The organism is Micromonospora sp. NPDC023888 (assembly GCF_040639415.1).
Taxonomy (GTDB): Bacteria; Actinomycetota; Actinomycetes; order Mycobacteriales; family Micromonosporaceae; genus Micromonospora.
Genome location: NZ_JBEZZW010000007.1, coordinates 56,119 through 67,674 on the forward strand (window position 1 = coordinate 56,119; position 11,556 = coordinate 67,674).

General features: G+C 70.9%; 10 protein-coding genes. 3 read left to right on the forward strand and 7 right to left on the reverse strand.

All coding sequences use genetic code 11. The features are described 5' to 3' along the window. The first annotated feature begins 95 nt into the window (after window positions 1-95). Window positions 96-860, forward strand: coding sequence for a VOC family protein (locus tag AB0F61_RS08320; RefSeq protein ID WP_357805176.1), 765 nt, complete (start codon window positions 96-98; stop codon window positions 858-860). Window positions 861-970: 110 nt separating this feature from the next. On the opposite strand, the gene AB0F61_RS08325 is transcribed toward AB0F61_RS08320, so the two are convergent. The 4 genes from AB0F61_RS08325 to AB0F61_RS08340 form a co-directional block, all read right to left on the reverse strand. Next, window positions 971-1,822 carry an ABC transporter ATP-binding protein gene (locus AB0F61_RS08325; protein WP_357805178.1) on the reverse strand — a complete coding sequence of 284 codons (852 nt, stop codon included), beginning with the start codon at window positions 1,820-1,822 and terminating at the stop codon, window positions 971-973. After that, on the reverse strand, window positions 1,819-2,853 hold the full coding sequence (locus AB0F61_RS08330; RefSeq protein WP_357805931.1) for an iron ABC transporter permease: 1,035 nt from the start codon (window positions 2,851-2,853) through the stop codon (window positions 1,819-1,821). Before AB0F61_RS08330 ends, AB0F61_RS08325 begins: the two co-directional genes overlap by 4 nt. 115 nt (window positions 2,854-2,968) lie before the next feature. Continuing rightward, entirely contained in the window at window positions 2,969-3,898 is a 930-nt protein-coding gene (locus tag AB0F61_RS08335; protein WP_357805180.1) for an ABC transporter substrate-binding protein, read from the reverse strand. Window positions 3,899-4,253: 355 nt separating this feature from the next. Next, window positions 4,254-6,131 carry a M14 family zinc carboxypeptidase gene (locus AB0F61_RS08340; protein WP_357805183.1) on the reverse strand — a complete coding sequence of 626 codons (1,878 nt, stop codon included), beginning with the start codon at window positions 6,129-6,131 and terminating at the stop codon, window positions 4,254-4,256. 212 nt (window positions 6,132-6,343) lie between these two features. Between AB0F61_RS08340 and AB0F61_RS08345 the strand changes: the two genes are divergently transcribed. Next, window positions 6,344-7,681, forward strand: coding sequence for a C39 family peptidase (locus AB0F61_RS08345; RefSeq protein ID WP_357805186.1), 1,338 nt, complete (start codon window positions 6,344-6,346; stop codon window positions 7,679-7,681). A gap of 64 nt (window positions 7,682-7,745) precedes the next feature. On the opposite strand, the gene AB0F61_RS08350 is transcribed toward AB0F61_RS08345, so the two are convergent. The 3 genes from AB0F61_RS08350 to mqnE form a co-directional block, all read right to left on the reverse strand. Then, a complete protein-coding gene (locus tag AB0F61_RS08350; RefSeq protein ID WP_357805189.1) occupies window positions 7,746-8,045 on the reverse strand; it encodes a DUF4229 domain-containing protein in 300 nt (99 codons plus the stop codon). Between the two features lie 73 nt (window positions 8,046-8,118). Continuing rightward, window positions 8,119-8,556: a hypothetical protein gene (locus AB0F61_RS08355; protein WP_357805191.1), complete on the reverse strand. Its 438-nt coding sequence runs from the start codon at window positions 8,554-8,556 to the stop codon at window positions 8,119-8,121. Between the two features lie 23 nt (window positions 8,557-8,579). Continuing rightward, window positions 8,580-9,749, reverse strand: a complete 1,170-nt coding sequence (gene mqnE / locus AB0F61_RS08360) for an aminofutalosine synthase MqnE (RefSeq protein ID WP_357805194.1) — start codon at window positions 9,747-9,749, stop codon at window positions 8,580-8,582. A gap of 238 nt (window positions 9,750-9,987) precedes the next feature. On the opposite strand from mqnE, the gene AB0F61_RS08365 reads away from it, so the two are divergent. Then, window positions 9,988-11,547, forward strand: a complete 1,560-nt coding sequence (locus AB0F61_RS08365) for an NlpC/P60 family protein (RefSeq protein WP_357805197.1) — start codon at window positions 9,988-9,990, stop codon at window positions 11,545-11,547. Window positions 11,548-11,556: the final 9 nt, after the last annotated feature.

Consider the following 11,556-nt stretch of genomic DNA (forward strand, 5'->3'; position numbering starts at 1 on the left):
GATTCGTCCGTTTCCGCCCCGCGCCACAGTGGGACGGTGCCAGGATTCCGGCAGGGGGTCGACGTGGCCGCCCGGGCCGAGAGGGGTCTTTGACCGTGAGCACCGTCCCGCCGGGCACGCCCTGCTGGGCCGACCTGGCCACCCCCGACCTGGCCGACGCCCGGCGCTTCTACCCCGAGCTGTTCGGGTGGACCGGCCGGGTCACACCGGAGCCCGAGGCGGGCGGCTACACGGTCTTCCTGCTCGACGGCAAACCGGTGGCGGGGGCCGGGCCGCCGGCAATCCCGGACCAGGTGCCCATCTGGTCGACGTACCTCGCCACCGACGACGCCGAACTGGTCGCCGGCCGGGTCGAACGGGCCGGCGGGCAGGTGGTGGTGCCGCCGTTCGAGGTCTTCGACCGGGGCTGGATGGCGGTCTTCGCCGACCCGGCGGGCGCCACGTTCAGCGTCTGGCAGCCGCTGGCGATGGCCGGCGCCGAGGTGTTCAACGTGCCCGGCGCGATGAGCTGGAACGAGCTGGTCACCCCCGACCCCGAGGGTGCGAAGGTCTTCTACGAGCTGGTGTTCGGCTGGCAGCCCGACGACCAGGCGGTGGGCGGGATGACGTACACCGGGTGGCGGCTCGGGACGCAGATCGTCGCCGGGATGATGCCGCCGCTGGCCGACGACTTCCCGGCCGACCTGCCCGCGTACTGGACGGTGTACTTCGCGGTGACCGACGCGGACGCCGCCGCGGCCCGCGCGGCCGAGCTGGGCGGGACCATCCTCGTCCCACCCCGCGACATCCCGGCGGGCCGGTTCGCGGCGCTGCGCGACCCCCAGGGCGCCCTCTTCTCCGTCATCGACCTGGGCCCCTGACCCTCTCTCCCCCTCCCCCGCCCCGCCCCGCGTCCACTGTCAACCTCGACGATCATGGGGTTGACGGGTAGCTTCACCCTGTTCGCGCTCGCAAACCCCATGATCAAGCGTCAGGCGGGGTGGGAGTTGGGCCGGGCGGGGCGGACCGGGACCACCAGGGGGCCGTGGGCGCCGGGGACGACCCGCACGCTCGCCCGGTAGTGGGTGGCGAGCAGATGCTCGGTCAGCACCTCGGCCGGGGTTCCGGCGGCCACCACCTGACCGCCGGCGAGCATGACCATCCGGTCGGCGTACTCGCCGGCCAGGGAGAGGTCGTGCATCGTGGCGAGGACGGTCAGGCCGTGCTCGCGGCGGAGCTGGTCGACCAGCTCCAGCACCTCCTGCATGTGACCGATGTCGAGCGCGCTTGTCGGCTCGTCGAGCAGCAGCAACGTCGCGCCCTGGGCGAGCGCTCGGGCGAGGAACACCCGCTGCCGTTCGCCCCCGGAGAGGGTGGCCAGTTCGCGGCGCTGGAAGCCGGTGAGGCTCAACCGACTCAGCACGTCGTACGCGGCGTCGACGTCGGCTGTCGACTCCCGGCCCAGCGCCGGGATGTACGGGGTGCGCCCGAGCAGCACGTAATCGAGCACCGACATGCCGGGCGGTACCACCGGGGACTGCGCCACGGTGGCCACCACCCGGGCGCGGTCCCGGCGGCGCAGCGCGGCGCTCGCCGTACCGAACAGGGTGATCGCCCCCGGCGCGGGCAGCAGGCCGCCGACGGCGCGCAGCAGCGTCGACTTGCCGGCGCCGTTCGGGCCGATCACGGTGACCCATTCGCCGACGGCGACGGTGAGGTCGACGCCGGTCAGGATCGGCGTGCCGTCCAGGCTGACGTGCAGCCCACGTACCTCGACTGCCGGCGCGACGCCATCGACGGACCGGGCGCCGGTGGACGGGCCAGCGGGGGGTTCGGGACTCATGTGAGCGCCCGGCGGGCGGTTCGCAGCACGAGCACGAAGAACGGGCCGCCCAGCAGGGCGGTCACCACTCCGATCGGCACCTCGGAGGGAGCGGCGGCGGTGCGGGCCACCACGTCGGTAAGCGCCAGGAACGCACCGCCGAACAGCAGCGACATCGGCAGGATCACCCGGTAGCTCGATCCGGCGAGCAGCCGGACGGTGTGCGGCACGATGATGCCGACGAAGCCGATCAGCCCGGTCGCGGAGACCGCCGCTGCGGTGCCCAGGGAGGCGGCGGCGATCAGCAGGTAGCGGGTGCGCTGCGGGTGCAGGCCCAGGCTCCTCGCCTCGTCGTCGCCGACCGCGAGGACGTCCAGCTCGCGGCGGTGCAGCAGCACCACCACCGTGGTGAGCGCGGCGTACGGCAACACCAGCAGCACGTCGTGCCAACCGGCGGTGGCCAGCCGACCGAGCAGCCAGGAGTAGACCGGTTGGATGCTGTCGGAATGTCGTTGCAGCAGGTACGTCTGCCCGGCGGAGAGGAACGCGGAGACCGCCACCCCGGCCAGGATCAGCATCGCGGGCGAGCCGCGTCGCTCGCCCCCGCCGGCCGCCCCGAGCACGTAGGTCATCGTGACGGCCAGCAGCGATCCGGCGAACGCGGCCAGCGGGATGGTCATCGGTAGCCCGGATATCGCACCCGCCTGGCCGGCGCCGCCGAGGGCGATCGCCGCGGTGACGGCGAGGCCGGCGCCCGCGGCCACACCGAGCAGGTACGGGTCGGCAAGCGGGTTGCGGAACACACCCTGGTAGCACCCGCCGGCCATGGCGAGCAGGCCGCCGACGAGCAGGCCCAGCACCACCCGGGGCAGCCGCAGCTCGGTGACGATCGCGATCTCCCGCTCGGTCAGCCCGCTGTCGAGGTGCACCCCCGGGATGAGGTTGAGCAGCTCGGCGGCGACGCTGCCCGGGGGCAGACTCACCGGGCCGAGCGACACCCCGACGACGAGCGCGACGAGCACCGCGAACACCCCGGTCACCAGCCAGCGCATCCGCAGCCCAGCAGGCCGGGCCACGGACTGCTGCCCGACCGGCCGGGCCACGGCCGGCCGGCTGGTTGGTACCGGTTCGGACACCCGTGGTGACCCGCTCACCGGTTTACGACTGTCACGCGGGCACCTTGGCGACCGCGTCGATGATCACCCGGAGCAGGTCCACGACCCGCGGCCCCCAGCGGGACGCGACGTCGTCGTCAAGTGCGACCACCTGGTTGTTCTTCACGGCGGTGAGACCGGCCCAGCCACTGCGGGCCTTGACCGTGTCGGCGTTCTGCTGGCAGCACTTGGCGTCGGCCAGGAAGACGAAGTCCGGGTCGGCCTTGACGATGAACTCCTGGGACAACTGCGGGTAGCCGGCGTTCTTGCCGTCCGCGTCGGCCGGGTCGGCGATGTTCGTCAGACCGGCCTGGCTGTAGAGCGAGCCGATGAAGGTCTTGCTCGTCGCGCTGTACAGCTCCGGGCCCAGCTCGTGGAAGTAGGTGAGCTTCTCGGCGCGCTGCGGCAGGTCCTTGACCAGCTTGGCGATGTCGTCCTTCATCCGGGTGGTGACGTCGGTGGCCTGGTCGGCGTGCCCGGTCAGCGTGCCCAGCTCGGTGATCTGCCGGTACGAGTCGTCGAGCGTGGTCGCCGCCGGCGTCAGGTAGACCGGGATCTTCAGCTTGGCGAGCTGGTCGACGATCTTGTTGCGGTCGTCGGAGAGCACCACGAGGTCCGGGTTCTTACCGGCGATCGCCTCGGCGTTCGGCTGGAAGGCGGAGAGGTCGGTCTTCGGCGCGTCGGCCGGGTAGTTCGACTGGTCGTCGACGGCGGTCACCTGCGGGCCGGCACCGATCGCGAAGAGCATCTCGGTGGCGGTGGGCGACAGCGCGACGATCTTCTCGGGGCGCTTGTCGAGGGTGAGCGCGCCGACCGTGACCGGGTACGCGGCGGCAGCGGTGCCGGCACTGGGCTTGTCGTCGGCCTTTTCGGCGCAGGCGCCGAGGGCGAGCGCGGCGACCGCGAGGGTCGCGGCGAAGATCCGAGGGGTACGTCTGAACATGGGGGCCTCCTGTCGGTCGAGGAGTGTGGTGCTTCGCCGACAGGGACTTTCGTACGCCCGCCCACGAGGCGCCCTTCCTCGAGAGCGCGTATCGCGACCGATCCGTAGGCGACCTGGCTCGTCCCCACCGGGCGGTGGGGCATCACAGTTGCGGGACAGCGCCGGGTTTCGCACCGGCTTCGCTGCGGACTGGTCGCTAAGACGGTAGCGCACCGCCGGGACGTGCCGGATCGATCAAGGATCGATCGTCGCCCGTCGATCGGCCTGACAGCCGCAGGGAGGCATATGTCCCGGATCTGAAGGCTCGGGAGCGGGTGGTGGGGCCCCGTCGGGGGCGGGACGGGGCCCCACCCGATCAGGAGGACGTGATGGTGACGTTGTCCACAGCCGCCTCCACGAGGCTGGCTCCGGAGGCGTCCGCCGCTTCGACGAGGATGCGGACCGACTGGCCGGCGTACGGGCTGAGGTTGAGGTTGGACACCGCCCAACTCCCGTTACGGTTGGTCGCCGCGCCGGCCTGGGTGAGCAGCGCGGTCGTGCCGCCGTTGTGCACCACGCTCACCCGCAGGTAGTCCGCCGACGAGGCGTTCGACCCGTGCGCCAGGTACCAGGCCAGCGAGAGGGTGAGCGTTCCGGACGACGGCAGGGTCACCGCCGGGGACCGGGCGCTCGTCACGCCGCCGTCGAGGTCGTAGTCACCGGCGGCCGAGCCGGCGAGCCGGCCGGTGACCAGATCGTTCGATCCGGCGTACGGGGTGAGCTGCTTGGCGCCGGAGGACGTGGTCGCCTGGGCGGCACCCCGTTCCCAGGCTCCGAGGGTGGCGGTGTCGGTGCCGGCCGGGTTGATGGTCCACCCGGTGGCGGTCTCGAAGGTGTCCGACCAGACAGTGGTGCCGCCACCACCGCCGCAGTACTGCGCCTGCTTGCCGATGGCCCGGTACGGGCAGTCGGCGTACTCGCTGAGCAGCAGCACGGCCTCCCGGTTGCGGGTGGTCTGCGCGCTGATCACCTCGTCGGGCGGGTAGAAGCCGCCGCCGCCGGACGAGCCGGGGTACATCTCGAAGGTGTACGCCCAGATGTTGTGGGTGGCCCACATCCAGTCGAGGCTGTCCCCGTCGGTGATGTAGAGGTCGCTGGACTGCTCCGGGGTGTAGCTGTTGGTGGCCGCCATCTGCTGACCGATGGTGGCGAAGGTGTTGTACTGGTCCGCGCTCATCCCGGTCGCGGTGTTCGCTGTGGTGTAGCCGTACGGCCAGAGCACCAGCTCCGAGTACGTGTGGAAGTCGATGTTCGCCTTGATCTGCTGCACGCCGCCGACCACCCGGCCGTTGACGAAGTTGCGCAGCGCCTGCGTTTCGGGGGCGGAGAACGCCGACGGGCCTCGGTAGGTCTCCGACGAGGTGGTGCCGGACGAGCCGCCGCAGCAGCCCCAGTTGTAGCCCCAGTTGCGGTTCAGGTCGGTGCCGACGTTCGACGAACCGCTGTTGGGCTGCCGGTTCTTGCGCCAGGACCGGTACGACCCGGTGGCGATGTCGTATTCACTGCCGTCCGGGTTGACCGTCGGCACGATCCAGATCTCGCGGCCGTTGACGATGTTGGTGATCCGGGAGTCGTTGCCGTAGCTGTCGGTGAAGAGGTTGAGCAGGTAGATCGCCATCTCGACGGTCAGGTGCTCGCGGGCGTGCTGCTGGGAGTTGAACAGGATCTCCGGCTCGTTCTCGTCGGTGCCGACGTTGTCGGAGATCTTCACCGCCATCAGGTCGCGGCCCTCGTACGACGAACCGATGCTGATCTTGCGGGCGATCGCCGGGTGGTCGGCGACGACCTGGTTCACGACGGCTGTCAGTTCCGCGTAGTCGTGGTAGTTGGAGTCGGCGGGCGGGAAGGCCATGGTGCCGATCTCGCCGGCGCCACGCTCGGCGTTGGGCGGTGGGGCGAGGGGTTCGAGCCGGAAGCCGAGCTTGCCGATGGCGGCGGCCTCACCGGCGGTCGCCGAGATGTGCAGGACTCCGTGTTCGGAGTAGTCGATGGAGGCTCCGGTGCGGGCCACCGCGTTGCGGTCGGCGAGGGTCCGGGGGCCGAGCACCCGGTAGCTGGCGGCGGCCGGCTCGGTGGTGCGGTCCGGCGCCGGTTGGGCGGCGACCGGACCGGCGGCGACGGTGACGATGCCCAGCCCGGTGACGACGGCGAGCACCAGGACGCGGCGGAGAGGGATGGGCGTGCGGAGGGCCATGGACTACCTCCTCGATGGGCGGGAGATCCCGCTCGGTGAAGGACACTTCACCATCTGTCACATGGTCATATCAACATTGATCGTTATCTGGTCCATCCCAGGCGGATCATCACGGCGGCAATGATTTTCCATCCGTCAACATCTGGCGAAACTTCCTTCCGAGCGGAAAACTGACCTGCGACGATGTCCCCTCTCGACACCGCAGAGCACTCATGGCCAGATCCCGCCTACGCGCGGGCGCCCTCGCCGGCGTCACCGCGCTCACCCTGCTCGCCACCACCGCGCCCGCGGTGGCAGGCCGCCCACCCGTCACCGGTCACGACGAGCAGATCACCTTCCAGGACTGGTCCGGGCCCGCCGACTGGCACCGGGGCAGCCGGGCCGGCACCCGCGTGCTCCCCGGCGCCCAATCGGGCCTCACCCTGGCCCGCCCGGCCGGCACCACCGAGTACGCCGACCCACACACCGGCACCACCCGCACCTGGGAGTACGGCACCTGGACCTCACCGGTGACCCGGATCGGGTTCGACGCCACCGAACTGATCGCCTCGTGGAACGCCGAGACCCCCGCCGGCACCTGGATCCAGGTGGAGATGCAGGGCAGCTACACAAGCGGTGACCAGACCCCCTGGTACGTCATGGGTCGCTGGGCGTCCGGCGACACCGACATCAGGCGGACAAGCGTCAACAAGCAGGGCGACCCCTGGTCGACGATCTGGACCGACACCTTCAGCATCGACGACGCCACCGCCGGGGTGCTGCTGCGGTCCTACCAGCTCCGGCTGACCCTCTACCGGGCACCCGGGCAGACCGCCGCGCCGGTGGTCCGGATGGTCGGCGCGATGAGTTCGACAGTGCCGGACCGCTTCACCGTGCCGCCGAGCGCCGGGCACATCGCCTGGGGCGTCGAGCTGCCGGTGCCGCGCTACTCGCAGAACGTGCACGCCGGGCACTACCCCGAGTACGACGGCGGCGGCGAGGCGTGGTGCTCGCCCACCTCCACCGAGATGGTGGTCGAGTACTGGGGTCGCAAGCCGTCGGCGGCCGACACCTCCTGGGTGGACCCGACCTACCCCGACCCGACCGTCAACCACGCCGCCCGGATGACCTTCGACTACGCCTACGACGGGGCCGGCAACTGGCCGTTCAACACCGCGTACGCGGCCAGCTTCCCCGGGCTGGAGGGTCGCGTGACCCGACTGCACTCACTGGACGAGCTGGAACGTTTCATCGCCGCCGGCATCCCCGTCGTGACCAGCCAGTCCTTCCTCGCCAGCGAGCTGGACGGGGCCAACTACGGCACCTCCGGGCACCTCTTCGTGGTGGTCGGCTTCACCGCCGACGGCGACGTGATCGTCAACGACCCCGCCTCGTCGAGCAACGAGGTGGTGCGCAACGTCTACAAGCGCGCGCAGTTCGAGCAGATCTGGCTGCGGACCAAGCGCACCAACGCCAGCGGGGGCGTCTCCGGCGGCTCCGGCGGCGTCGCGTACCTGATCAAGCCCGTTTCGAAGCCCTGGCCCGAGGTCCCCAACTCCACCAACTGGTAACCCCACCCGGGTGATCAAGAGGTTTGCGTCACCGGAAGTCGACTCCCTGACGCAAACCTCTTGATCACCGCGCGGTGTCGGGGCCGTCGGTGGGGGGCGTGGGGTTGGGGGTCGGGTCCTGGTCCTCGCCGGCCAGGGCGGAGCGCAGGCGTTCCTTCTCCGTCCGGCGACGCTCGGTGGCGTCGGCCATCTCCCCCGCCAGCGCGTCGCGCCAGGGACGCAGCAGGAAGAAGGAGAGCGCGGCGGAGAAGACCAGCGCCAACATCAGCTTCAGGAACACGTTCATGTCGATCAGCCAGAGGCCCGCCAGCACGGCGACGAACAGCCCGATCCGGCCCAGCGTGTACTTGAGCGCGGCGCTCACCTGCACCACTCCGTTCTCTCCGTCGCCCGCCGGTGCCGGCGGTAAGGTCGATCCGCCCGGCGGGCGGTCCCGGTCAGCCGGTCCGGCGGGACAACCAGCGCACGCCCGGGAACCAGATCATCGCGTACGCCACGGTGAACGCCCCCGCCGCCAACGTCCCGGAGAGCAGCGTCGGCAGACCGGCGCCCAGACCGGCGATCAGCAGCCCGACGAACACCCCGACGGCGGCTGCCACGACCGCCGCCACCACCCGGGCCGCGCCGAACTCCCAGGCCCGAAAATCGTCCCAGAACAGCCAGACCGGCAGGATCACTGCCAACCAGCCGTTGGTGTGCCCGAAATCGCCGGCGCCGATCGAGGCGAACGCCCAGTCGAACAACACCAACGCCAGCGCACCGATCACCAGGCCGGCCAGGCAGACCCCGAGCAGATCACCAAGGGTACGAACGCGCCCCTCGGCGTCCCGGCGGGGGAACCCGCCCTGCTGCTCGGAACCACTCTGCTCGGTCATCGACTGCGAGGGTACGTGGCGGCTCAGGCCCAGACCTGCTGCGGCTCGGCGCGGCGCTCGGCAAGCGACGGGGCCTTGTCGTACTCGCGCACCACGTTGTAGCGGGTGTCCCGCTCGACCGGCTGGAAACCGGCGTCCCAGATCAGGTGCAGCAGGTCCTCGCGGTGCATGGTGTTCGGGGTGCCGTACGAGTCGGCGTCGTGCGTGATCTTGTATTCGACGACCGAGCCGTCGAGGTCGTCCACGCCGAAGTTCAGCGAGAGCTGGGCCACCGACAGCCCGTGCATCACCCAGAAGTTCTTCACGTGCGGCACGTTGTCGAAGAGCAGCCGGGAGACGGCGAACGTCTTCAGCGACTCGGCCGGCGAGGCCATCGTGGTGCGCGCCTGGATCCGGTTACGGATCTTGCCGTCCGCCGAGTCCACGAAGTCGTGCTGGTAGCGCAGCGGGATGAAGACCGCGAAGCCACCCGTCTCGTCCTGCAACTCGCGCAGCCGCAGCACGTGGTCGACCCGGTGACGGGGCTCCTCGATGTGGCCGTACAGCATGGTGGCCGGGGTCTTCATGCCCTTGCGGTGCGCCAGGGCGTGGATGCGCGACCAGTCTTCCCAGTGGCAGGCGTGGTCCACGATGTGCTGGCGGACCTCCCAGTCGAAGATCTCCGCGCCACCACCGGTCAGCGACTCCAGGCCGGCGTCCATCAACTCGTCGAGGATCTCGTCGGCGCTCAGGCCGCTGATCTTCTCGAACCACTGCACCTCGGTCGCCGTGAAGCACTTGAGCTTGACGTTCGGCAGCGCCGCCTTCAGCTCACGCAGCACCTTGGGGTAGTAACGCCAGGGCAGCGTGGGGTGCAGGCCGTTGACGATGTGCAACTCGGTGAGCTGCTCATCCTCCATCTCCTTGGCCTTGCGGACCGCCTCGTCGATGCGCATCGTGTACGCGTCCTTCTCACCCGGCTTGCGCTGGAACGAGCAGTACGCACAGGACGCCGAACAGACGTTCGTCAGGTTGAGGTGCCGGTTGACGTTGAACATCACCCGCTCGCCGTTCAGCTCGGTGCGCTTGTGGTGCGCCAACCGCCCCAGCCAGGTCAGGTCGTCGCTCTCGTAGAGGGCGACCCCGTCCTCCCGGGTCAGCCGCTCACCGGCGTACACCTTCGCTTCGAGCTCACGCTTGAGTCCGGCGTCCATGGCACGTCCCTTCCACCTGCGGTCTGATCGAGCGTACGTCGAGGGGCCGACCACCCCGGCGGCACGGTCGGTGACAGCGACCCACTTCACCAGACTCTCAGCCTCCCGTAACCCGGCAACGCATCGACATGAGTGGCGAGGTGCGGTAGTAACAAGGTGGGGCGGAACACACACACTGGTACCGTCCCGACGGTCGCGCCCACCGAGCGCGGCGACGAGCGGTTGGACGGGGAGCGGCATGGTCTACAGCGGGCGCGGGCGACGGCAGCGACGACGGAGCCCGGTGATCTCGCCGGTCCTGCGTCCGAAGCTCTGGGCAGCCCTGCTCGGCGCGATCGCCGCCGCCGTACTGGCGACCCCCGCGTACGCCGATCCGGCGGTGCCCACGACGGTGCCGGACACCGGCGCCCGCCCGCCGGCCGTCGGCGCGCTCCAACCGCCCGGCACCCCACCCCTCGGTGGCGTCCCGACCCCACCGGTGGGCGCCCTCGGCACCGGCCCGCTGGCCGCGCAGATCTACGCCGCCGAGACCCAGGTCGGCACGCTCGGCGAGGCGCTCCTGCAGAGTCGGCAGAAACGCACCGACGCCCAGGCCCAGCTCGACGCCGCCGGCAAGGTGCTCGCGACCACGCAGGACGCCCTGCTCCGGGCCCAGCAGGAGGCCGACGCGGCAGCCGCGGACGCCGTCAAGGCAGACGCCGCGCTGCCGCCCGGCGAGTTCGCCCAGGACCTGCGTGGGCTGAGCCGCCTACAGCAGATCACCCGCGGCGAGAAGGTCGACGGCGGCACCACCGGCGTGGCCGGGGCGTTGGCCCGTGCCCGTGCCGACGAGCAGGCCGCCTACCAGAAGCACACCGAAGCCAAGGACCTGCTCGCCACCGCCCAGGCGGAGTTCACCGCGGGCGAGACGGCACTCCGCACGGCCGAGGCGAGCCTGCTCAAGCTGCGCCGCGACAACGCCGACAAACTGATCGAGATCGAGCGCCAGCAGGAAGCCGCCGAGCAGCAGTACGGCGCGGGCTATGTCACCAACCAGAACATCAGCGGGATGGCCGCGCACCCCCGGGCGATGGCCGCGGTCCGGTACGCGCTGGCCCAGCTCGGCGACGACTACAAGTGGTCCGAGGAGGGGCCGGACGAGTTCGACTGCTCCGGTCTGATGTGGGCGGCGTACCGTTCCCCGGGCGCCGACTACTTCGACCTGCCGCGGGTCTCCCGCGACCAGTACGCCGCCACCCGGAGCCGGACGGTGCCGCAGAGCGCGCTACTCCCCGGGGACCTGCTCTTCTTCGCCTCCGGCAGTAGCTGGACGACGATCCACCACGTCGCCATGTACATCGGCAACGGCAAGATGGTGCAGGCGCCCACCAGCGGCGACGTCGTCAAGATCTCGGTCGTCAGCTGGTCCCGGCTGTATGCCGCGACCCGGGTGATCGGCGCGGTGCCGGCGCCGATCGTGACCGTGCCGACGCCGCCGGTCACGACGCCCAGCGTCAAGCCCACCCCGAAGCCGACGCTCACGCCCAAGCCCACGCCGACCACGAAGCCGCCGTCCACCCCGACGCCGACCGGGTCGGCCACCCCGACGCCCACCGGCAGCGCGACGCCGACGCCCACGCCCACGCCGACCGAGAGCGCCTCGCCAACCCCGACGGCGACCCCGGACGACACGCCGTCGACGCTGCCCCCACCCCCCACCAGCGCACCGGCCAGCAGCGACCCGCCCACCACCCCGAAGGCCAGCACGAGCGTGACGGGCAGCGGCAGCTCGGCGGGCAGCCCCAGCGCCACTGGCTGATCCGCCACG